This is a genomic window from Streptomyces sp. NBC_00576 (assembly GCF_036345175.1).
Classification (GTDB): domain Bacteria; phylum Actinomycetota; class Actinomycetes; order Streptomycetales; family Streptomycetaceae; genus Streptomyces.
This window is the reverse complement of sequence record NZ_CP107780.1, coordinates 7,723,518-7,746,535: the sequence shown is the minus strand read 5'-3', so window position 1 is coordinate 7,746,535 and position 23,018 is coordinate 7,723,518. Positions and strand designations below refer to the sequence as shown.

16 protein-coding genes and 3 pseudogenes are annotated in these 23,018 nt (G+C 68.7%); 14 read left to right on the top strand and 5 right to left on the bottom strand.

The window, feature by feature from the left end; translation table 11 throughout:
• The first annotated feature begins 76 nt into the window (after positions 1-76).
• The 8 genes and pseudogenes from OG734_RS33705 to OG734_RS33670 all read left to right on the top strand — a co-directional run bounded on the left by OG734_RS33705 (position 77) and on the right by OG734_RS33670 (position 9,401).
• The gene (locus OG734_RS33705) at positions 77-1,678 is read left to right on the top strand and encodes an MFS transporter (RefSeq protein ID WP_330291198.1); all 1,602 of its coding nucleotides are present in this window, start codon (positions 77-79) and stop codon (positions 1,676-1,678) included.
• A complete protein-coding gene (locus OG734_RS33700) occupies positions 1,675-2,619 on the top strand; it encodes a fumarylacetoacetate hydrolase family protein (protein ID WP_330291197.1) in 945 nt (314 codons plus the stop codon). Before OG734_RS33705 ends, OG734_RS33700 begins: the two co-directional genes overlap by 4 nt.
• A 133-nt stretch (positions 2,620-2,752) precedes the next feature.
• Positions 2,753-3,517: a CoA transferase subunit A gene (locus tag OG734_RS33695; RefSeq protein WP_330293892.1), complete on the top strand. Its 765-nt coding sequence runs from the start codon at positions 2,753-2,755 to the stop codon at positions 3,515-3,517.
• Positions 3,517-4,158, top strand: a complete 642-nt coding sequence (locus OG734_RS33690; protein ID WP_330291196.1) for a CoA transferase subunit B — start codon at positions 3,517-3,519, stop codon at positions 4,156-4,158. The genes OG734_RS33695 and OG734_RS33690 overlap by 1 nt, the downstream gene beginning before the upstream one ends.
• A 761-nt stretch (positions 4,159-4,919) precedes the next feature.
• Positions 4,920-5,633, top strand: a pseudogene (locus OG734_RS33685) (RNA-guided endonuclease InsQ/TnpB family protein); the annotation flags it as partial.
• A gap of 116 nt (positions 5,634-5,749) precedes the next feature.
• Positions 5,750-7,117 (top strand): flavin-containing monooxygenase, encoded by a 1,368-nt coding sequence (locus OG734_RS33680; RefSeq protein ID WP_330291195.1) that lies wholly within the window; start codon positions 5,750-5,752, stop codon positions 7,115-7,117.
• Entirely contained in the window at positions 7,114-7,992 is an 879-nt protein-coding gene (locus OG734_RS33675; protein WP_330291194.1) for an SDR family NAD(P)-dependent oxidoreductase, read from the top strand. The genes OG734_RS33680 and OG734_RS33675 overlap by 4 nt, the downstream gene beginning before the upstream one ends.
• Positions 7,989-9,401, top strand: a complete 1,413-nt coding sequence (locus OG734_RS33670; RefSeq protein ID WP_330291193.1) for an aldehyde dehydrogenase family protein — start codon at positions 7,989-7,991, stop codon at positions 9,399-9,401. Before OG734_RS33675 ends, OG734_RS33670 begins: the two co-directional genes overlap by 4 nt.
• Before the next feature lie 37 nt (positions 9,402-9,438).
• Here OG734_RS33670 and OG734_RS33665 read toward each other — a convergent pair whose 3' ends face one another.
• Positions 9,439-10,521 carry an AraC family transcriptional regulator gene (locus tag OG734_RS33665; protein ID WP_330293891.1) on the bottom strand — a complete coding sequence of 361 codons (1,083 nt, stop codon included), beginning with the start codon at positions 10,519-10,521 and terminating at the stop codon, positions 9,439-9,441.
• 215 nt (positions 10,522-10,736) lie between these two features.
• On the opposite strand from OG734_RS33665, the gene OG734_RS33660 reads away from it, so the two are divergent.
• Complete coding sequence (locus tag OG734_RS33660) at positions 10,737-11,987, top strand: MFS transporter (protein ID WP_330291192.1); 1,251 nt, start codon at positions 10,737-10,739, stop codon at positions 11,985-11,987.
• Positions 11,988-12,290: 303 nt separating this feature from the next.
• Here OG734_RS33660 and OG734_RS33655 read toward each other — a convergent pair.
• A pseudogene (locus OG734_RS33655) lies at positions 12,291-12,464 on the bottom strand (RNA-guided endonuclease TnpB family protein); the annotation flags it as partial.
• A 499-nt stretch (positions 12,465-12,963) separates the two neighbouring features.
• Here OG734_RS33655 and OG734_RS33650 point away from each other — a divergent pair.
• The 3 genes and pseudogenes from OG734_RS33650 (at position 12,964) to OG734_RS33640 (ending at position 17,165) form a co-directional block, all read left to right on the top strand.
• The gene (locus OG734_RS33650; protein ID WP_330291190.1) at positions 12,964-15,171 is read left to right on the top strand and encodes an MMPL family transporter; all 2,208 of its coding nucleotides are present in this window, start codon (positions 12,964-12,966) and stop codon (positions 15,169-15,171) included.
• Between the two features lie 139 nt (positions 15,172-15,310).
• Complete coding sequence (locus OG734_RS33645) at positions 15,311-15,967, top strand: response regulator transcription factor (RefSeq protein WP_330291189.1); 657 nt, start codon at positions 15,311-15,313, stop codon at positions 15,965-15,967.
• A gap of 48 nt (positions 15,968-16,015) precedes the next feature.
• Positions 16,016-17,165, top strand: a pseudogene (locus tag OG734_RS33640) (diacylglycerol/lipid kinase family protein).
• A gap of 905 nt (positions 17,166-18,070) precedes the next feature.
• On the opposite strand, the gene OG734_RS33635 reads toward OG734_RS33640, so the two are convergent.
• On the bottom strand, positions 18,071-19,006 hold the full coding sequence (locus OG734_RS33635; RefSeq protein ID WP_330291188.1) for an ISAs1 family transposase: 936 nt from the start codon (positions 19,004-19,006) through the stop codon (positions 18,071-18,073).
• A gap of 373 nt (positions 19,007-19,379) precedes the next feature.
• Here OG734_RS33635 and OG734_RS48100 point away from each other — a divergent pair.
• Together OG734_RS48100 and OG734_RS33620 are read left to right on the top strand one after the other, a co-directional pair.
• Positions 19,380-20,476, top strand: a protein-coding gene (locus tag OG734_RS48100; protein ID WP_443064970.1) for an IS630 family transposase whose coding sequence is annotated in 2 segments (ribosomal slippage) — positions 19,380-19,860 and positions 19,860-20,476 — 1,098 coding nt in all. Because the reading frame shifts where the segments join, the coding sequence is not laid out codon by codon here.
• A 125-nt stretch (positions 20,477-20,601) separates the two neighbouring features.
• Positions 20,602-21,036 (top strand): hypothetical protein, encoded by a 435-nt coding sequence (locus tag OG734_RS33620; protein WP_330291186.1) that lies wholly within the window; start codon positions 20,602-20,604, stop codon positions 21,034-21,036.
• A gap of 58 nt (positions 21,037-21,094) precedes the next feature.
• On the opposite strand, the gene OG734_RS33615 is transcribed toward OG734_RS33620, so the two are convergent.
• Positions 21,095-21,520, bottom strand: a complete 426-nt coding sequence (locus OG734_RS33615; protein WP_330291185.1) for a hypothetical protein — start codon at positions 21,518-21,520, stop codon at positions 21,095-21,097.
• 1,172 nt (positions 21,521-22,692) lie between these two features.
• The gene (locus OG734_RS33610) at positions 22,693-22,932 is read right to left on the bottom strand and encodes a hypothetical protein (RefSeq protein ID WP_330291184.1); all 240 of its coding nucleotides are present in this window, start codon (positions 22,930-22,932) and stop codon (positions 22,693-22,695) included.
• Between the last annotated feature and the right edge of the window lie 86 nt (positions 22,933-23,018).

Sequence of the window (23,018 nt, the reverse complement as noted above, 5' to 3'; positions counted from 1 at the left end):
CACCGCCCCTCCCGATGCGCCCAGCTCCCCGCCGTCCCCCGGGCCGTACGTCCCGCCAACCTTCCAAGGAGGAGACATGGTCTCCACCCCTGCCTACGACCCACCCGCCGCCCCGTCGTCCGACGCCGCACCGGCCGCTACAGCACGCCACACCGGCACGATCGTCGCCGCCTGTCTGGCCGTCTGCCTGGCCCAGATAGGACTGGTCCTGCCCGCCGCGATCAACGGCGTCATGCAGCGCACCCTCCACGCGTCCGGCGGAGAACTGACCTGGATCAGTGACGCCTTCCTGGTGCCCGCCGCCGTCCTCGCGCTGACCTTCGGCGTCGTGGGCGACCTGTACGGCCGTAAGAAACTGGTGGTCGGCGCGGCGCTGCTGTCCGCCGTCGGCTATCTGGTGTCAGCCACCTCCGACTCGGCAGCCCAGCTGATCACCGGTCAGGCGATCTCCGGCATCGGGGCCGCCGCGCTCTTCCCCGCCTCCCTGTCGATGATCATCGCCAGCACGCCGACACCGGCCGAGCGTGCCAAGGGGCTGGCCTCCTGGACCACGGCCCTGTCACTGGGTGCCTTGATCGCCCCGCTGATGTCCGGCGGGATCGTCGAACACGTCTCCTTCCAGTGGGCGTTCGGCGTGACCGGCGTGCTCGCCGTGATCACCGCGGTGGGTGCCTGGCTGCTGGCCGCCGAGTCCAGCGCCCCCGAGGGCCGCTCGCTCGACTGGCCGGGCCAGATCGCCATCGCCGTGGCCATGCTCGCCCTCCTGTACGGCATCATCCAGGGCCCCTCCGACGGCTGGAGCTCGACACCCGTCGTCGCGTCCTTCGTCGCCTTCGCCGTGTTCATCGTCGCGTTCGTGCTGGTGGAGAGCCGCAGCGCGGCCCCGATGCTGCGCCTGGAGCTGTTCCGCATCCCGGCCTTCGCCGCGTCGGCCGCGATGGCGGTGATCGGCATGTTCGGCTTCCTCGGCGGCGCGTACGACCTGAGCATCCGTCTCGGCGTCATCCAGCACCAGAGCCCCTTCCAGACCGCGGTGCCCTTCCTGATCATCCAGGGCGTCACCCCGCTCATCTGGCCGCTGCTGGTCCGGCTGCTGCACCGCGTCGGCCCCGGCCCCATGCTCGTCACCGGGTTCGTCTCGCTGGCCGGCGCCCAACTGTGGCTGCGGGCGGTGCCGATCCACGAAAGCGGCCTGATCCTCCTGCTCGGGCCGCTGGTGCTCAACGGTGTCGGCTTCGGTCTGGTCGTCGCCGCCCTCACCGCCGCCGCCGTCAACGTCGTACCGCCCACCCTGACCGGCATGGCCAGCGCCACCACCAGCCTGGTCCGCGACCTCGGTCAGACTCTCGGCCCGGCGGTCGTCGGCGCCGTCGCCCTCGGTATGGCCACGAGTCAGCTCACCGGCTGCCTCGCCGACGCGGGCCTGACCCCCAAGGAGCACGGCATCGCCTCCGCCGTCCTGCACGAGGGCGGCCCGCTCGCCCTGCACACCGCCGACCTCGGCCCGCTCAGCGCCAAGCTCGCCCCGTACACCACGGACGCCCTGGCAAGCGGCTACAACAACGGACTGATCCTCACCGCCGTCGCCTGTATGGCCGCCGCTGTGATCGCCGCCGTCTTCGTCGGCTTCCGGCCCAGCGGCACGCGGCCGGCCGAGGCGGAGGGGAGCCCGGCATGAGGTTCGCGACCTTCGTCCACGACGGGAAACGGCAGCCGGGGACCGTCGCCGGCGACCAGGTCCACCCATTCGAACACCCCGTCGAACTACTGGATCTGGTCATGGAGGGCGAGCAGTCCCTGCGCGGGGCGGGTGAACGCGCCCTGACCGGCTCCCTGCCGCTGCCCCTGGCCGACGTACGGCTGCTGCCGCCGCTGCAACCGCCGACCGTACGCGACTACATGACCTTCGAGAGCCATGTCGCGGGCATCGCCCAGGGATACGGCGACACCGTCCCCGACGAGTGGTACGAAGCCCCCGCGTTCTACTTCACCAACCCGTACGCGGTGATCGGCGCCCACGACGACGTGCCCCTGCCGCCGGGTTGCGCACGCTTCGACTTCGAACTCGAAGTGGCCGCCGTCATCGGCAAGGCCGGCCGGGACCTGACCCCCGAGAAGGCACGCGGCCATATTCTCGGCTACACGATCCTCAACGACTGGTCCGCCCGCGACCTCCAGGGCCGCGAGATGAAGGTCAAACTCGGCCCGGCCAAGGGCAAGGACACCGCCACCACCCTCGGCCCCTGGCTCGTCACCGCCGACGAACTCGAACCCCACCGCAACCCGGAAGGCTTCCTCGACCTCGCCCTGACCGTCCAGGTCAACGGCGAGACCGTCGGCCAGGACCGACTGGCCAACATGGCCTGGACGTTCGAGGAGATGGCGGCGTACGCCTCCCGCGGCACCTGGATCCGCCCCGGCGACGTCCTGGGCTCCGGCACCTGCGGCAACGGCGGCTGCCTGGCCGAACTCTGGGGCCGCAACGGCCGCCTCGAACCCCCGCCGCTGGCCCTCGGCGACATCGTCACCATGACGGTCGAGGGCATCGGCACCATCAGCAACACCGTCGTCGAGGGCGTCGCCCCAATCCGTCTGCCAGCTGCCCGCCGCAGGGGATGACCCCCCGTACTCGTGGGGGCGGGCCGGAGCGACGGCTCTCCCCCGCCTGATGCCTCCGCCCCTGAACAACCCGCCTCTGGCAAACCCCGGTGCCCGACACAGTGCCCGGCACCGGGAGAAAGGCATGAACAACGTGGACAAGGTCATGGCCTCGGCCGCCGACGCGGTCGCCGACATACCGGAAGGGGCCTCGCTGGCGGTGGGCGGCTTCGGGCTGTGCGGCATCCCCACCGTCCTCATCGACGCCCTGCACGCCCAGGGCGTCGGCGGACTGCGCGTGGTCTCCAACAACTGCGGCGTGGACGGTCAGGGGCTCGGCATCCTGCTGGCGGCCGGCCGCATCGCCCGGGTGACCGGCTCCTACGTGGGCGAGAACAAGGAGTTCGCCCGCCAGTACCTCGCCGGTGAACTGGAAGTGGAGCTCACCCCGCAGGGCACCCTCGCCGAACGGCTGCGCGCCGGCGGCACCGGCATTCCCGCCTTCTACACCCCGGCCGGGGTCGGCACCCAGGTCGCCGAGGGCGGACTGCCCTGGCGCTACGGCCCCGACGGCGCCGTGGCAGTGGTCTCCCCGCCCAAGGAGACACGCACATTCCGCGGCCGGACGTACGTCCTGGAGGAGGCCATCACCACCGGCTTCGCCCTCGTTCGGGCTGCCCGCGGCGACCGGCACGGCAACCTCGTCTTCCACCACAGTGCCGCCAACTTCAACCCCCTGGCGGCCATGGCGGGCCGGATCACGATCGCCGAGGTCGAGGAACTCGTCGAACCCGGCGCCATCGGCCCCGACGCCGTCCACCTGCCCGGCATCTACGTCGACCGGATCGTGGGCCCCGTCCCCGCCGACGACAAGGGCATCGAGAAGCGCACCGTCCGCACTCGGAAGGAGCAGCACTGATGGCCTGGACCCGCGACCAGATGGCGGCCCGCGCCGCACATGAACTGTCTGACGGCTCCTACGTCAACCTGGGCATCGGACTGCCCACCCTCATCCCGGGCCACCTCCCGCCCGGCGTCCATGTGGTGCTGCACTCGGAGAACGGCATCCTGGGTACCGGCCCCTACCCGTACGACGACGAGGTCGACCCCGACCTGATCAACGCGGGCAAGGAGACCGTCACCGTGCTGCCCGGCGCCGCGTTCTTCGACTCCGCCCAGTCCTTCGGGATGATCCGCGGCGGCCGCATCGACGTCGCCGTGCTGGGCGGCATGCAGGTTTCCGCGGCCGGTGACCTCGCCAACTGGACCGTACCCGGCAAGATGATCAAGGGCATGGGCGGTGCCATGGACCTGGTGCACGGCGCGCGCAAGGTCATCGTCCTCATGGAACACACCGCCAAGGACGGCACACCGAAGATCGTCAACGAATGCACCCTCCCGCTGACCGGCCAGGCCTGCGTCCACCGCATCATCACCGACCTCGCCGTCCTCGACATCACGGCCGACGGCCTCTCCCTGGTCGAACTCGCCCCCGGAGTGGCCCTCTCGGACGTCCGCGAACGTACGGGACCACCGATGCCGGCGCCTTTCTGGACCTGAGCCCGTCGACCACGTAAGCGGAGGCCGGCCCGCCGCCCCGCGAGGGGTCGGCTCCCCAGGCAGCCGCGTGCGCCTCCCTCAAACGGCAACGGAAACCGCAGGTCGAAAAGCAGGCTGCCGCAGGGATCGTCCCGCGCATCCACAGCCGCAGGGACAGCCACGAGACCCGAGGCCGGGTGACGACCACCTGCGATTCCCTGCGTCCTGCGAGCGTCCCGAATTCGACGTCCAGTCGCTCACGCTGGGCATATTCAGTGACTTCCCGGGCCGTGGGTGCCCGCGCATCTGTGCAGGTCAGGCCAGTTCGAACTGCTGCGGACGGCGACGCTGCTCACACCACGAGCAGCGGATTCAGTCCGTTCAGGCAAAGTTGACGGTCCGACACCCAAAATGAACGTTTCCGCAGGTCAGAAGCCTGCGCAGGTGGGGCGGGTGGGACTCGAACCCACGGGCGACGGATTATGTGTCCTTTTGAGGATCTTGGCGGTCCTTGCCGATCTACGCTCATCCTTGACGTTTTCGCAGGTCAGATGCAGTTATCGATGTGGGTACTCCTCTGTCCTTGCCAGTCTGTTCCTGTCTTTGCGGCCTCAACTCGGCCTCAATGAGGCCGCAAGGAGCCAGAACGAAGCCGTCGGGAGTGATCCCGCCAGCTCGGCAGAGCTTCCTGAAGTCGTCCGCAGCGGATTCCCCTTCCAGCACGCAGTGGCTCCACCCAGACACAACTGGGCGGGTAGAAGGTGACCGGATACATGGCTGCGGCCAGTGCGGACGCCGCGATCCGCCAGGCCCGCCAGGACCTCGATTTCCTCGCCGTCCTGCTCGCACAGGCCGCGCAGGCGGTGCTCAAGACGTATGTCCAGGCATGGCGCACATGCTGGGAGGGCCTGGCGGACGCCCCGAAGTTCAAGGCACGCTTCCGGTCCGTCATGTCGGTGGACGTCCCGCAGAGCCGGGATCTGAGCATCAAGCGGGTGCACCGCCGCTGGGGCATGGTCAACCTGTCCAAGATCGGTCGGGTCCCATTCCGCTGGACCAAAGACCTCCCCGTCGGCAAGCACGCCGACACCGAGAACCGGATCACCGGAGCCCTGCTCGTCAAAGACGCGCTCGGCTGGCACATCGCCCTCCGCGTGACGACCCAGGAGACCGAGCCCGAGCCGCACCCCGGCCCCGAGGTCGGGATCGACGTGGGCGTCACCGTACCTCTCGCCCTCTCCGACGGGAGCACGTACGAGCACGGCCAGTGGCTGACCGAGAAGGGACAGGCCAGGCTCCGGCGCCTGGAACAGCGAGCCGCCCGGCGCAAGCAGCACCGCAAACCCGGCGAGCGCACCTCACGCCGCCTGCAGCGCACCTACGACCAGAGCGCCCAGCTCCGAGCGAAAGCCAAGCGACGGGCCGCGGACTGGCAGCACCAGACGACCACCGCCATCGCCCGCACCTACGGCACGGTGGTGGTCGAAGCACTCTCGTGCTGGTGCGGCCGCTGAGGTCCGGTCCGTGGCCGCGCAGGTCAGTTCCCGCTGAACGGCGGGTGAATACGTTTCCTCCAACGCCCGTGAAGCGGGTCGAACGAGGAGGCAGGCCCGTGAGGGAAAGCCAGTTTGATACGTGCGTGATCGGGGCGGGACCTGCCGGGCTGGCGGTCGCCAGGGCGCTGGCGGAGCGGAATCTGCCGTACACGCACCTGGAGCGGCACACCGGGCCCGGCGGTATCTGGGACATCGACAATCCCGGCAGCCCGATGTACGAGTCGGCCCACTTCATTTCCAGCAGGACCCTGTCGGGATTCGGTGGCTTTCCGATGCCCGACCACTTCGCGGACTACCCGCCCCGCCGGCAGGTCCTGTCGTACCTGCGGTCCTTCGCCGACGCCTACGGGCTGACGGACCGCATCGAGTTCGGCGTCGAGGTCGAAAGCGTCGAGAAGAACGCGGACGGCACATGGACGGTCACCCGGGCCGACGGGCGGGAAAGCGTGCACGGTCAGGTCGTCGTGTGTACGGGCTCGCAGTGGCACCCCAACATCCCCGACCTGCCGGGGGAGTTCAGCGGAGAGGTCCGGCACACCGTCGGCTATCGCAGCGCGGAGGAGCTGCGGGGCAAACGGGTCCTGGTCGTGGGCGCGGGCAACTCCGGCTGCGACATCGCCTGCGACGCGGCCCGGACCGCGGACCACGCGGTGATCAGCATGCGGCGTGGCTACTGGTTCATCCCCAAGCACCTGTTCGGCCGGCCGGTGGACACCATCGCCAACGGTGGGCCGCACCTGCCGATGTGGCTGGCGCAGCGGGTCTTCGGTGCCCTCCTGCGGATCATCAACGGTGACCCGACGCAGCTGGGGCTGACGAAGCCGGACCACAAGCTGTTCGAGACCCACCCGGCCATCAACTCGATGCTGATCCACCACCTCCAGCACGGCGACATCACCGCCAAACCGGGGATCGCCCGCACCGAGGGCAGGACCGTGTACTTCACCGACGGCACGAGCGACGACTTCGATCTCGTCCTGCTGGCCACGGGCTATGTCCACAAAGTGCCGGTCGCGCAGCGGTACTTCGGCGACGAGCAGCACCCGGACCTGTACCTGTCGTCGTTCTCGCGCGAGCACGAGGGCTTGTTCGGCATCGGCTTCGTCGAGACCAACTCCGGTGCGTACCAGCTCTTCGACTCCCAGGCGCAATTGATCGCCGGGTACGTCCATGACGCGCGGCACCGGTTGCCGAACGCGGAGCGTTTCGCCCGCCTGATCCGCTCAGACCGCCCGGATCTGTCCGGTGGGCTGCGGTTCGTCGACTCGCCCCGCCACACCGGCTATGTCGACAGCGGGGCCTTCGTGAAGTATCTGGGCAAGGTCGCGGGCGAGATGGGCTGGCGTATCCAGGGCAGGTCGCCGCACGCGCTGTCCGAGAGGCGCGAACTCGCGGGACGTATCCAAGAAGGTAGGGCGGCATGAGCGGGTTCGACTTCACCGGCAAAATCATGCTGGTGACCGGCGGCGCGGGCGGCATCGGCAGCGCGCTGTGCCGCCGCTTCGCCTCCGGCGGCGCCCGTTGTGTCGTCGTCGACATCGACGGGGTCCGCGCCATGAAGCTGGCCGCGGAGCTGCCCGGTTACGGGCACACGGGCATCGGCTGTGACCTGATGGACCGTACGCAGGTGGAGCGGTTGTTCGAGGTGGTCGCCGAGGACCACGGTGGTCTCGACGTTCTCGTCAACAACGTGGGCATGACGAGCGCGGAACGCTTCGATGTGCGCAGCGTCGAGAGCATCGAGCGGGAGATCACCCTGAACCTGACCTCACCGCTGGTCGCGACCCGGATCGCCATTCCTCTTCTCATGGCTTCCCGGGACGCCCGGGTGGTCACCACGGTCTCCCTCGGCGGGATCTTCCCGCTGGGCGAGACCCCGATCTACACCGCTTCCAAGTTCGGGCTGCGTGGCGCGATGCTCGCCATCGGGCTCGACCTGAGGAGCAAGGGCATTCTGGCCGGGTCGGTGCTCCCGTCGGCGACCGACACCCGGATGCTGCGTCAGGAGGCCGTGGACGGCGGGAACTCCATGCAGTTCCAGGACCGGCCCCAGCAGCCCGCCGACGTCGTCGCGGCCGTGGTGAGCCTGCTGGACAAGCCCCGGCTGGAGGCTTACCCCCGGCCCGGTGAGTCCCGTCTGGTGCGGTTCGCGATGCTCATGCCGAACCTGCTGCCCCGGGTCTTCCCGCTGTTCCGCAAGCGCGGTGACCGTGGCATGGCTCGCTATCTGGAGGAACTCCGCCGACGCGGACTGGTCCGCCGGACAGAGGGGTGCTGGGAGCTGGTGGAGGAGGCATGACCACGAACGAGACGCTGCTGGTCGTCAATCCCACCACCGGTGAGCCGATCACCACTTTGCCCGCCGCGAGCGCCGACGACGTTGCCAAGGCCGCTGAGCGGGCCCGGCAGGCCCACGGCGCCGGGGTGTGGTCGCGGCTGCCGGTCCGGGAGCGCGCCGCGGTGCTGCTGCGGCTGGCCGACCTCATGGAACGCGACGCGGAGATCCTCGCCCGGATGGACAGCGAGGACGCGGGCAAGCCGATCACGGAGTGCCGTACGGGCGACGTACCGGGCGCGATCGAGTCGATCCGCTGGTTTGCCGAGGCGGCCGACAAGGTCTTCGGCCGGGTCGCGCCGAGCGGGCCAGACGGTCTCGGTCTCATGAGCCGCGAACCGGTCGGGGTCGTCGCGGCGATCCTGCCGTGGAACTACCCGCTGGCCATGACCGCCTGGAAGCTCGGACCTGCCCTGGCCGCGGGCAACTGTCTGCTGGTCAAGCCCGCCGAGGCGACCCCGCGCTCGGCCCTGCACCTGGCCGCGCTCGCCGCGGAGGCCGGCCTGCCCGACGGGGTGCTCACGGTGTTGCCCGGGTACGGTTCCGAAGCCGGGGCAGCCCTCGCCCGTGATCCCCTCGTGGGGGCGCTCTCCTTCACCGGGTCCACCGCGACCGGCCGCCGCATCCTCAAGAACGCCGCCGAGAGCAACTTCAAGCGCGTCTCGCTGGAGATGGGCGGCAAGAGCCCCCAGGTGCTGATGGCCGACGCGCTCTCCTACGGCGACGAGCTCATCGACAACATGATCGAGGCCGCGTTCCTGACCATGGGGCAGAACTGTACGGCCGGCTCCCGGGTTCTGGTTCACCGCAGTATCGCCGAGGAGGTCCTGGAGCGGTTCACGGCCGCAGCGAGCGAGCTCGTCATCGGCGATCCGGCCGACCCGCGCACGCAGATGGGGCCGCTCATCAACCACGCCGCCTTCGACCGGGTCGCGGGAGCCGTGGAGGCCGCACGGGCCGGCGGAGCCCAGATCCACACCGGGGGACTGCCCCACGGGCTGTCTCCGCGCGGCGCCTACTACCCGCCCACCGTGATCACTCGCGCCCCCGACGGCAGCGACGTCCTCACCAAGGAGTTGTTCGGTCCCGTCGTCACCGTCCAGACCTTCACCTCCGAGGACGAGGCGGTACGCAGGGCGAACGCCACCGAGTACGGTCTCGCCGCCTCGGTCTGGACCCGCGACCTCGACTCCGCGCTGCGGCTGGCCCGCGGCATCGAGGCCGGCGTGGTCTCCGTCAACGCCTACAGCGAGGGTGACATCACCACACCGTTCGGCGGCTGGAAGCAGTCGGGATTCGGTGGAGTGGAGAAGTCCACCAACGCCTTCGACCAGTGGACCCGGGAGAAGACGATCTGGATCCGCGCCCGCTGACCCGAGCCGACAGCCGGCAGGCGCGGTAGCCGACACGTCATTCGGTGTGCCCCGCCCCGCGTAGCATCCGCTCCCGCAGCTGGACCGGGGAGGCGCCGTGCCAGCGCCGTACCGCGCGGCGCAGCGCCCGTTCGTCGGAGAATCCCGCCCGGCGGGCGATGTCGCGCAGTGTCAGTTCCGGGCGGAGCAACAGCTGTTCGACGCGCTCCCGGCGCACTCCCTCGACGAGTGCCTCGTACGTCGTGCCGCAGTCGGCAAGCCGACGGCGCAGCGTCCGCTCGCTCGTCGCATGCCGCCGCGCCTGCTCACCGAACGAAGGCACCACCGGAAGGCCCTGCGCGACGGAGATCTCCAGCACCTCCAGCAGATCCTGCTGATCACGGCGGGAAGCCATCTGCGCGTCGAGCATCTCCATCGTCGACGCATAGCTCACCGGATCCCGGCCGGGCATCCGGGTGCGGGCCCACGCGGGGTCGATGACGATGCGGTTGGCGGGGGTACCGAAGCGGACCGGACAGCCGAACAGGCTGCCGTACAGGTCGAGTTCGCGCGGTGACGGAAAAGAGAACTCCACCGCCCTCGGCGCGAAGGCCGGGCCGACGGACAGCCGGGACAGGGTGACCACGGAGGCGAACGCCTCCTCGATCAGGAAGGACGCCACGGCCGGGTCCATGGCGGGATCGGGAAGATCGGCGCGCAGCACGAAGGCGTCGTCCTCCTCACCCACACCGGCCGACCACACCATCATCGCCCCGGACAGGTTCTGGTACTTCACCCCGGTCTCGATGGCGTGCTGAAGCGTGTCGTCGGCCATCAGGGCGAAGCCGAGCAGGCCCCACGCGGTCAGATGCTGCGCCGAGCCGACCCTCAGCCCCAAGTGCTCGTCCCCGGTGAGCTCCAGCGCACGGCGGATCACCGCGCTGCCCTGCCGGTACGACACCCGCAGCGCGGCGGAGCGCATGACCGTCTCGTCCAGTCCCAACTGCTTCAGCAGGGGCCGCAGATCGACACCGCGCTCGGCGGCGACCACGACGAGATAGCGCAGGATGTTCGGCTGGATCGTCGCCGACGTACTGCGACTGGTCCCAGCAGGGTCCGCCGGGCCGGGGGCACGGGACATCGCACTCACTTTCGCCTCTTCTCCTCGGCGATCACCGTAGGCAGCCAGCATCATCGGTCGCGCGCTCTGGCCGCCGAAGTCCCCTGGACGGCCCCTGGCGTCCTGAGTCTGCCTTCCGCGCCTGGCTACGGTTTCCGCAACCCGCACGGCATTCGACTCGCTGCTCCTCCACCGGTCACTCCAGCGCACACAGGAAACGAAGGTGCGACAGCATCATGTCCTTTCATGCTCCACCCCGGGCGAGGGCCATGCACCCGGTCTCCAAGACTGGCGCCCGAAGGGGCGCGACCCTCGCGTTCGCCGTACAAGGGGTGTCCGTCGCCGCCGTGTACACGACCATCCCCGCTGTCACGGAACACCTGAAACTGGCTCCGCTCCTGACGACCAGCCTGATGGTCGCGGTGGCGCTGATGGCAGGGGGTGGCAGCTTCCTGGGTCTGGCCGCGATCCGCCGCGCCGGTCCCGTCGCCACGATGCGCGGGGCCATGCTGACGACCGCCGCCACGCTGGTGCTGATCGGGTGGGCCCCCAACGAGGCGACCGTCATCTGCGCGTACATCCTCTTCGGGCTCGCCGTCGGTGCCCTCGATGTCGGGGCCAACACCCGGGCAGCGGCGATCGAACGCGCCTACGGCCGCAGCATCTTCGGCTCCCTCTACACGGCATGGAGCGTGGGCGGCGTGGTCGCGGCCCTGCTCACCGCCGGGGCCGCCCGGCTGGAGTGGCCCATAGCCGCCGGCCTGAGCGTTCAGGCAGGCATCGTGCTGCTCCTCGCCCTCTGTATGCGCACGCATGCCCTCCCCTCCTTCTCCGCAGGGCCGTCGGACACCACCGCACAGCCGCCGCTCGGGCGCCGCCTGTGGATCCGGCTCATCCCCTTTGGCCTGGTCCTCCTCGTCGTCTCCGTCGTCGACTCCACCGTCTCGGCCTGGTCGGCGGTGTACCTCCACCAAACCCTCGCCGCGTCTCTCACGGTCGCGCCACTGGCGTACGCGGCCTACCAGGCCGACACAGTCGCCGGCCGCGCCGCCACCGACCGACTCGTGCAACGGTTCGGAGCGGTCGCCGTCGTCCGCACCGCGGCCCTGCTGGTCGCGGCGGCTCTGGCAGGCATGGCCGCCGCGCCGAGCTGGCCGTTCGCCGTTCTCGCGGCCGGGGCTGTGGGCCTGGGGGCGTCCGTCCTGGCTCCGCTGTGTCTGGCCTCCGCCGCGCGGCTGCGTCCCGCTGCCTCGGAGGCGGTCCTGGCGCGCCTGAACCTCTTCAACTACATCGGTGTCATCGTCGGTGGTGCCGTGAGCGGGCTCCTCGGCTCCACCGGCCAGTTCCGTCTCGCCTACGCGGCACCGGCCGCTCTGGCGGTTCTTCTCCTGGCCGCCGCCCGCCATTTCACCCAGCAGCTTCCGGTCTCGGCCGGTGCGGCGAGAGTCCCTCCCCTCGACCGGGCAGATCCTCAGCCACTCGGCTGAGCTTTTCCGCACCGGGTGCTTCCGGACCGTCGATGCCGAGGGCGAACGGCTCATGCGCGGTGGGGCCAGGTACCGACGCGCTGTGAGCACTTGGCACGTCGTTCTGCTGCCGCTCTGCGCCTGACCGGGCGCAGACACTGACGGTTTGACCGGGCCCCCATCGACCCTCAGGTCGGTCAGGGGCTTTTGTCATGCGCCCGTTTCGGATCCAGTCCCAGACGCATTCGACGACGGAAGAACACGACTGTGCCGAACCGCACGACCCCTCCGGGCACGCGTCCCGAGCGATGGCTACTCGTCCTGGGCGCGCGCGAGCGTCCGCTGGTCCTTCGGCGTCATCTGCCACCACGCGTGCAGCAGATTCCACATCGTGCGGGCCGCGTGCGCCTGAGCATCGGCCGTCGACACCTCGGCAGGCGACAGCGCAAGCCGGGCACGGTGCCCGAACTGCCGCCTGACCAAGGTGCCTTGACTCATCAGATGCCCCCCATTCGACCGTTCGCCCGACACTCACAAGGCTGCCGCGCAAGGAGTACGACACGCACGCGCGCCGGTACCTGTGGGGCGGCCGCTTCCGGTCCGGCTCGCACTTCGCCGGATCGTGCGGCGGGGCGCCGTCGACCGCAGCGGCGTAACGGTCGGTGCGGGAGATGACCTTCCACACGCGCTCGACGGGGGCGTCCATGGCGGCACATTCGGTGACGTGGAACTTGGTTCGATTCAATCGCAAGACAAAGCCATCCGATAGCCGCGTGACCTGGACTTACGCCCGAAGTGACTCAGGCGACAGTCGAACGACTCGGTCGTTCGACTTGAGCAAGTGATAAAGTCGGTCCCTCGATCGAGACGCCTGTCGGCATCGGCCCGTCACGTGGTTCGTCATGTGGCCGGAGTCCGACCGGTGTCCCTTCCGCTTCCGCCGCCCGTGTCCGCGATCAGGCGTGCGGGGATCCCCACCTGACCTAGGGAGTTCGTCATGGCCGTCCTGCTCCACCGGCTGGGCCTCAGTGCCTACCGGCACCGCAAGCTGATCCTGGGCATATGGCTCTTCGTCCTGGCCGCGCTCATCACGTGTGTCAGCGTCTTCAGCGGCAAGCTCGACGACCGCTTCTCGGTGCCCGGCACCGAGTCCCAGCGTGCGCTGGACAGCCTCAGCAAGACCCTTCCGGAAGCCTCGGGCGCGGGCGCCCAGATCGTCTTCACCGCCCCCGAGGGCCACCAGCTCACCGAAGCGCCCTACGCCGCGGCCATCACCCGGACCGTGACGGCGGCCGAGAAGGCTCCCCAGGTCAGCGAGGTCGCCGACCCCCGCGCCACCGGCGCCGTCTCGGCCGACGGAACCACGGCGATCGTCCAGGTCCAGTACCCGGTGCAGCACGCGGAGGTCCGTACCTCATCCGTGGACGCGATCGAGGACGCAGCCCGGGCGGCGGAGAAGGGCGGGCTGAAGACCTCGGTCGGCGGTTCCGTCTACAGCAGTAAGGGCGTCCACATCGGCCCCTCGGAGATCATCGGCGTGGCCGTGGCCCTGCTCGTCCTCGTCGTCACGTTCGGTTCGCTGCTCGCCGCCGGCATGGCACTGCTGCCCGCGCTGATCGGTGTGGCGGTCGGTCTCGCCGGGCTGCTGGCCTTGGCCCCCGCGGTGAGCATCTCGTCCACGGCGGTCACGCTCGCCCTGATGCTGGGCCTGGCCGTAGGCATCGACTACGTCCTGTTCATCCTCTCGCGCCACCGCCAGCAACTGGCCCGCGGAACCGACCCGAAGGAATCCATCGCGCTGGCCACCGGCACGGCCGGAAGCGCCGTGGTCTTCGCCGGCACCACCGTGATCATCGCGCTCGCCGCCCTGAGCGTCATCGGCATCCCGTTCCTGACCACGATGGGCCTCGGGGCCGCCGGAGCCGTACTGATCGCCGTACTGGCCGCGATCACCCTCGTGCCCGCCGTCACCGGATTCGCCGGCTCCCGGCTGACCCCCAAGCCCGGCAGCCGCGCCGCGAAGCGGGCCGCCGACACCGAGGGGGACACCGGTCGCACCACCATGGGCGCCCGCTGGACCAAGTGGGTCATCGCCAAACCCCTGCTGACAGTGCTGGCCGTCGCGGGCATCCTGGTGACCCTCGCCCTGCCCGCCACGGACCTGCGTCTGGCCCTGCCCGACAACGGCTCCGCCCCGCACGCCTCCACCGAACGCAAGGCCTACGACACGATCAGCGACAAGTTCGGCGACGGCTTCAACGGCCCGCTCCTCGTGCTGACCGAGACCAAGAACGGTACGAGTGCGGCGAGTTCACAAGCCGGCGCCCAAGTGACCCAGAAGCTGCGGACCCTCAAGAACGTCCAGGCCGTCCTGCCGCCCCAGCCCACCAGCGACCCGGCCCAGAACGTCATCACCGTCCTCCCCAAGTCCGGCCCGGACAGCGTCCGCACCGACCAACTCGTCCGCGACATCCGCAAGACGGGCGCCGACATCCGTGAGAACACCGGCGCCACCATCGCGGTCACCGGCACCACCGCGGTCAACATCGACGTCTCCGACCGGCTCAGCGACTCCCTCCTCCCCTTCGTCGCCATCGTCGTCGGCCTCAGCCTGATCCTGCTGATGATCGTCTTCCGCTCGCTGGTCATTCCCGTCAAGGCCACCGTCGGCTTCCTGCTCTCGGTGGGTGCCTCGCTCGGCCTGGTCGTCGCCGTCTTCCAGTGGGGCTGGCTGGCCGACGTCCTCGGTGTGCCGCACAGCGGCCCCGTGGTCAGCTTCCTGCCGATCATCCTGACCGGCGTGCTCTTCGGACTCGCCATGGACTACGAGGTGTTCCTCGTCTCCGGGATGCGCGAGGAATGGGCCCACACCGGCCGGGCCCGCCAGTCGGTCGTCGACGGCGCGCGCCACAGCGTACGGGTCGTCACCGCGGCCGCCCTGATCATGTTCACCGTCTTCGCCGGGTTCTTCCCCCTGGACGACGCCCTGATCAAACCCATCGCGTTCGCCCTCGCCGTCGGCGTGGCCATCGACGCCTTCGCCGTACGCATGACCCTCGTACCCGCGGTCCTCGCCCTCGCCGGCCGGGGCGCCTGGTGGCTGCCGACCTGGCTGGACCGGATCCTGCCCGACCTCGACATCGAAGGCACCAGCCTCCAGAAGGCCACACCGGCGGACGACAAGGAACCCCAGCGCGTCTCCTGAGTACTTCCGGGTACATACCGGTAGATCCGGTGGGCTCGCGGCGTCGGCCACCTCGCGAGCCCACCCCGAGCGGCACCGTCACCGCCCGAAGCCCCGCTCCCCTCCCCTCCCCTCCCCTAGGCGACCCAAAGGACGAACGATGCACCGGGTACTCCTGACGGGCGGCCCATCCCTCCTGCGCGAGGCCTACGCGCGCATCATCGAGGACTCCGCCCTCCTGACCGTCCAGGCCAAGATCCCCGACCTCGCCCATGCTCTGGCCCAGCTGCCTTCCATGAGGCCGGACATCCTCCTCATCGACGCCCTGGCACTGGCTCCCTCCCCGAGCACCACGACACTGCTGCCCCTGCGCCGAGCCGCAGCCCGGACCACGCTTGCCGTCATCGGTGACACACCCGCCGAGGAGGTCGGCCCACTCCTGCGCGTCGGCGCCACCGGCATCCTCGGCCGACAGATGGAGGCCGCCCCCTTCGTGATGGCTCTCGACCTGATCGGCCGGGGCGGGACAGTCGTCTCATCGCCGTCCACCGACGCGAGGATCTCCGCCGCCCCTCCGAACCTGATGCTGGACCAACTCTCCACCAGGGAACGGCAGATACTCGCCCTCGTCGCGACCCAGCCCGACAACAGCACGCTGGCGCACCTGCTCGGCATCAGTCCTCTCACGGTCAAGTCGCACGTGAACCGGATCCTGCGGAAGCTCGGCGCCTCCTCCCGCGCCCACCTGGTAACCATCGCCTACGAGAGCGGACTCGTCAGCCCCGGACAGCCCGTCGGCCGCACCCTCAGCCGCTGAATCACCAGATCACGTACCTACGACGTCCGCCGACGACTGGAGGCGACCATGGCTGTGAACTCGTACGCCCCGGACCGTCGCGCGCAACGGTCGGCGGCGCGGACGGCACTTACCGCGGCGGCCTTCGCGGTACTGCTCCCCCTCGGCTACGGCGGCGTGGGCGGCGTCCTGCTGCTCGTGGCCGTACTCGCGGGTGTGGCCCTCACCGCGGCCGCCGTCTGGTGGGCACTGACCCATACATCCTCATGAACCCGCGCTCCGGCGGCGGCAAGGTGGCGGCGTTCGGCCTGAAGGAGAAGGCCGAGCGACTCGGGGCGCGCGTCGTCCTGCTCGACCCGGAGCATCACCAGGGCGTCGCCGCGCTGGCCCGGTCGGCCGTCGCGGACGGCGCCGATCTGCTGGGCGTCGCGGGCGGCGACGGCACCCAGGCACTCGTCGCTGCCGTCGCCGCCGAACACGACGTACCGTTCCTCGTCATCAGCGCCGGCACCCGCAACCACTTCGCGATGGATCTCGGCCTGAACCGCGAAGACCCCGCCGCCTGCCTCGACGCCCTCACCGACGGCGTGGAACTCCACGTGGACCTCGGCTTCGCCGGAGAGCACGCCTTCGTCAACAACGCCTCCTTCGGTGCGTACGCGGCAGTCATCCAGAGCCCCGCCTACCGCGACGACAAGGTCGGCACCACCTGGGACCTGCTGCCCGACCTGCTCACTCGCCAACGCGGAGCAGAACTGACCGCGCGCGCCGCAGACACCACGCTCACCGCCCCGCAGGCCGTCCTCGTGAGCAACAACCCCTATGGCACGGCAGATCCGACAGGTCTCGGCCGCCGCGAGCGACTCGACACCGGACCGCTCGGCGTCCTGGGCATCAGGGTGGACAGTGCGGCCGAGGCGGCCGGACTCCGGCTGGACCCGGAGCCGGACGGACTCACGGTCGTGACCGCCCGCGAAGTGGTCGTCGACGCCGACCGCGCGGAGATCGAGGTCGGCCTCGACGGCGAGGCCACGATCCTTCCCACACCCGTGCACTGCCGCATCGCACCCGGCAAGCCGCGCGTCCGCGTTCCCGGACAGCGTCCAGATGCACCCCAGACCCATCCGCCCCTGACTGGCGGCAGCTGCGCAAGCTCGCAGTATCGGTGGGACGTACAGCCGCACCCAGCCGTCGAAGCCGCCGCGGGAAAGCTGCCTGACCCTTGATCACGCCTACGCCGTGCTCTGGCACGAGAGCCCTGGGCCACACTCCATGATTGGACAGCCATCACCGCAGGTCTCTTGCCCGAACGAGACTCGATCTCGACCACCCCGACAACCGTCGAGTGATCCCTGCTGGGCTGTTTTCTGTTGGGGCCGTTTCCTCGGCCCCTACTGGCCATCGCCGGACAGAATCCTCACAAGGCCGGAGACCCAGACAGTTGCCACATCGGACTCCCTGCGCGACGCACAGACGACTGGTCAGAACTCAGTCTCCCGGCCACTTCCCGGTACCGGCGGCCTCAGGATGGCCTCAAATCGCGCCCCTGCCGCAGCACAGACGCCCAGAACCGGTCTCGTCGGCTCCGCGTCTGCGCGTATACATGCAGGTCAGATGAGCGTCAGCTGACGCAGACCGCCGTGGCACCAAACCCACGAGCAGCGGATTCAGTCCGTTCAGGCAAAGTTGACGGTCCGACACCCAAAAATGAACGTTTCCGCAGTTCAGAAGCCTGCGCAGGTGGGGCGGGTGGGACTCGAACCCACGGCCGACGGATTATGAGTCCTTTGAGGATCTTGGCGGTCCTTGCCGATCAACGCTCATCCTTGACGTTTTCGCAGGTCAGATACAGCTATCCATGTTTGGGCTAGTCAGACCTTGTCAGCCTGTTCCTATCCTTGCGGCCTCAACTCGGCCTCAACTCGGCCTCAATGAGGCCCGATAGGATCGACCTGAAGACGTAAAGGACGATCGCGCCAGCTGAAGGACGGGAATCGAACCCGCGCGCAGCGGATTCCCCTTCCAACGCACAGAGTCCCTACCCCAGAGTGCGCGGGGTGGATCCTCTGGGAGCGTTTGCACCGGCCAGCGCACATTCACAGGGTGCGAGCTACGAGACCGGAATCAGACCGAATCCAGTTTGGCCGCTTCGACGGGATGCCGCCGCAGCCAGGCGTGCGCGTCGGAGTTCTCCTTGAGCCAGCGGGCACAGACGGCCCACTCGACGTGCTCACTGCCCCCGTCGTTCAACACGACGTCCGCTACCAGCCGCGTACAGCCCGCCTCGGCACCGTGTGCACTGCACGCCTTCTTGGCGTTCGCATGAGGAGCGATGGAGACGACGCGGGACACCATGACCCGCTTCTCTTCGGCGTACGTGCGGTCGAACCACTCGATGAACTGATGGTAGTGGCCGCCGGCCGCGATGATGTGGCGGGCGTGCTCGCGCTGGGTGTGCATCGCGTCAGCGGTGACCACGGCGCCGCGTAGGTCCAGGTGCTCCAGCAGCGGGGCGAAGGCGGAGATTTCGTTGCTCTTGGCGGCGACCTGACGCTGGGCGATGACGGTCTGGCTGTCGTGGAGGGCGGCGGCCAGCAGGTGGACTGCATGGCCGTCGGCGCGGGAGCCGCGGACCGTCTTGCCGTCAACGGCCAGCCCGACGAGGCGGCCTGGTTCGTCGACCGGATCGGTGGCGCGGCGGGCCAGCCAGGCGCCCACCGCATCGTCGACCGTGTCCCCGTCCAGCCGTGCCAGCATTCGTCCGAGCGTGGAGGCGTTCGGGGTGGCGCGGGTCAGCCCCAGCTGGTCGCGTACCTCGGGTGGGGCGTCGGCCGCGAAGCGGGAGATCTGCGCCAGCGACTTCGCGCCACCGAGCACCGCGACCAGGCACAGCCCCAGCAGCGAGCCGAGCCGGTAGCGGCGCCCGCGTACCCGACGCGGGTCCGGAAGACGCTCGAACACCTCTGCCAGCGTGGCCAGTTCACCGGGGTTCGTGGGCGGGCAGGGTGCGGCGGCGTCCTCGCAGCGGCGCGCGAGGACGCTGATCAGAGAAGATGGCACGCGGACGCGGCTCCAGGTCGATCTTCGGTCTCAGTAACCTTGATCATCTGGCGTCGCGTTCCGTCGTTTCCACCCGGGCATGCCCCCCACGGACCACCGAAGCTGTGCTGTCTTGTGACACTTCCGCGGTGGGGAAATGAGTGCTGAGCCCATGGCACTGACCTCAATCAAGCCCGTCGTAGCGGCCCATACCCGGACATGGAAGGGTGCGGTGGCGAGCCGTCCCGTCCACATGGTCCTGGCAGTCACTCCGCTCCCGCCCTGTCCTGGGCAGTCGGTCGGCCAGAGGCAAGGCGGCCGCTACTGAACTTGATCGGGTGATGTCGGGCCGTTCGCCGGACAGCGTGCAGGTGGGCTCGGTAGCCCTGGTGGGGTGAGATATCCGCAGGGTGGTGGCTTGACCGACGCCGAGAGGGCCGCGCGGGAGCGGGTCCGGGTCCAAGCCGTGGCGTGCTTCGAGGGCAGGGAGAAGAATCGGGAGATTGCTGCCGCGTTGCGGGTCTCGGAGCGGTCGGTGGAACGCTGGCGGCGCCAATGGCGCGAGGAGGGCCTGGCCGGTGTGGCGTCGAAGGGATCGCCGGGGCGGCCTCGCCTGTCGGAGACGCAGATGGCCAGGCTGGAGCGGGAGTTGGAGCGTGGCCCGCTGGCCCATGGGTGGACCGATCAGCGGTGGACGCTGGCCCATGGGTGGACCGATCAGCGGTGGACGCTGGCCCGGGTGAAGACGATGATCGGCCGGCTGTTCCACGTCTCGTACACCGTGGAGGGCACGTGGCGGCTGCTGAGGAGGCACGGCTGGTCCTGGCAGCAGCCTGCTCGGCGCGCGATTGAGCGCGATGGCGACGCGGTGGAGCTGTGGAAGCGGGAGGTCTGGCCGCGGGTAAGAGCACCGCGGCGGCGAACAGCGCCTGGGTGGTCTTCGAGGACGAAGCCGGCCAGTCGATGACGCCGCCGCGTGCCAGGACCTGGGGCCGCCAAGGCAGTACCCCAGTTGTCCGCGTGCGTGGACGTGGCTCGGGCCGGGTGTCGATGGCGGGGATGACCTGCTACAAGCCCGGTGAGCGGTCCCGGCTGATCTACGCGATCCGTGAGTACCGGGGCCGCAAGGACGAACCGAAGGGCTTCGGCTGGAAGGACTACCGCGACCTGATTCTCCGCGCCCGCACGCAGCTGGGCGGCCCGATCGTCCTCGTGTGGGACAACCTGCGCATGCATCTGGTCGCGCCGTTGCGGGAGTTCTTCGAGGCCAATGCCGACTGGCTCACCGTCTTCCAGCTGCCGACGTATGCCCCGGACCTGAACCCGCAGGAGGGCATCTGGTCGCTGGTCAAACGCGACATCGGCAACCTTGCCGCTGCGGACCTCAGTCAGATCACCGGCGCCGTGAAACGCAAGCTCAAGATGCTTCAGTACCGGCCGGAGGTTATCGACGGCTGCCTGGCCGGCACGGGCCTGACCCTCAACAAGTGATCGGCTTCGCGGATGTGGTCCCGTCGGCTGACTGGGTGCTGCCGCTGCCCAGGCGGGTCTCCTCCCTCGCCCGTCGCCTCGGAATTCGATTGCCACCGGCCCATGGAGTGCGCTGATACTTCGGCATGAGCAGAATTGCGCAGGTCATCGTGCTGGCGCCGTACGCGGACGATGTGATGGAGCCACTGACACGGCCGGATGACTCGCGCAGTTGGCGGGGCCACTTCGAGCGGCTGGACATGTTTGTTGACGGGTGGATGATCGAGTTCAACCGCGTTCGTCCGCGGTCAGGTCTGCTGCGGCACTTGGAATCCCTGGCGTGGCCGTATCCGGCGAGCGTGCAGGTGCTGATCCATGACGAGGAGGACGACTGCTTCGGGCTGTGGATGATGCGCGACGGTGTGCTGGCCGAATTGCCGGTCCCGGGCCATAGGCGCCTGCACGGCCCAGCGCCGACAACCGATGAATTCCCGCCCGACCCGGGCCTGCTGTTGCGGACAGAAGCAACCGTGCCCACCGGCTTCTCGACGGACCGTCAGGACAAGCGCCCCGCCTGGTAAGCCGAGTCAGCTACTGCAAGTTGATTGATGTCGGCCGACACCCGAGGTCAGGCCGACATCACGAGTTCAAGTTCAATATCACGTTCCGCTCCTTGCGGCCGACCAGCGGGAACATGATTTTCAGGCCCTGCTCGCTGTCCTTCGAGGAGATGATGAAGGATGAGTTGAGCACCCGCTCCTTGATCTCCGAGCGGACGAGACCGGCGCGCGGGATCGTCATCAGGTGTTCTTCCGGCCGGGCGAACATCGGGTTCGCTCGGAAGATGAAGATGCGGCGGTCGGTCATCGCCAGGTACATGGGGGTCGGCGCCGGGATCACGGCCATTCCACCGCCGCTCAGGATGGCCGAGGCTGCCGCGAACGCTGCCGTCCGGCGCACGGTGACGGAACTCAGGTTCATGATGGTCGTCACCTCAACCTGCTCCCCGGGCTCGAGCATGGGGTCGATGGCGGCCAAAAGAAGTCGGCGGCGCTTGCCGTTCACGTGCGTACTCCTGAAAGGTCGGGCGCGAACCGTACGGGACTGTCCCGTATGGCTTGCGGCTGTCCGGCTCCCCTGGCGCCGCAGGGTCCCGGTGCCCGGAAAACAGCCGAGCCGGAGTCCCGCGCGGAGCCCGGCCAGCGTAAGTCGTCGGCAAACCTTGCGATACGCGGTCAGGGACTCATTGAGATACCCCGGACACATGTCTGAGAAAGACGGTGAACGTGGTCGTGGAGTGCGACACGCTGACCGGCAGCACCTCGTGGCGCTGGTCGGCCCCGCCTGATGGTGGGCCGACGCAGCAATACCGGCCCGGCATGCCCCGCGATCACCTTGTTCTCGTCATAGCCACAACCGACAGCCGACAGTCCACTCTGCAAGCCCAACCACGAGCTTCGCGCAACCGCCTACCCGGCCTTCTCCTCCGGTGCCGGTGCGATACCTGTGGGGCAAGACGCCCCCCAGTTCACCCCGAACGGGGCAACTAGCTTGACCCCCGTCCTGCCGAACCCGGCGTACCCCTTCATCTCGTCACGTGAGAACGCGTCAGCCCTGATCCACGGGCCTTTGACTTCCCCAAAGATAACAACCGGGTTGTAACCGGTGACACCATCATGGCGGTTCACCTTCACATACACGGAGAGCGCACCGGACTTTTATTTCGTGGGAACTTTCTCTCTGCCTGCGAGTGCATCAGATAGCCATCCGGCAAGATTCTGTCCAGTCGGAAAGAGAGCACCCCCGAGACCATTGTTGGGGTCCCAACCAAACATTAGCCCTACTGAGTCGCGACAATCGACGAGAGACCAGATGGCATCTCCCCAATCGAACAGCCAAACCAATCCGTCCGGAACTTCGCTATCAGGAGCGGCGGAGAATGCCTGATAGACGTCCACGATATCCGCCCAGTCTCCACGCCATTTTCCCCCAGGCACTCCCAATACACCCGATCGTGGGCCGAACCCGCCATTGGCTACCTCCAAGTACAGGCGCCGCAGCAGAGAGGGCAGGGGGTACCCGATTACGCGTTCCGCGCCGTCCACTGCATCTTGCGACGCAGGCGCAGTCGGCTCCTTTGAGGCAAGTTCCGCACGCACAGCAGCAATGATCTCGTCGTCAGTAACGGCATTCATGATCCAACCTTCCTCTTTCGACGCCAATCCCGCACATTTCCTTCACTTCTCTTCGTCTTCCATCCCAACCCCCTCGGAAATGAATCCTGCTTCCATCGCCTTTGTCATAACATCTATGGCCCGACCTGCGCCATAGGCGTCCCTGAACTCCTCGAGCGTTCCCTCGTTGACGACCCTTCCCTCAAGATACCCATGACTTCCCTCAGTGACCTCAACACCGGGTTTTCCAATGAACTCGGTAAGACTTCTCCCACAGTGTTCCGAGCAGACCCGGTTAGTCACATAAGAGCTCGTAATACGATCTTGTTGAAGTGCCCTGGTCGGGCGTGACCGATGTGACGATTCCGCCGTTCGAGATGTTGTGAGCA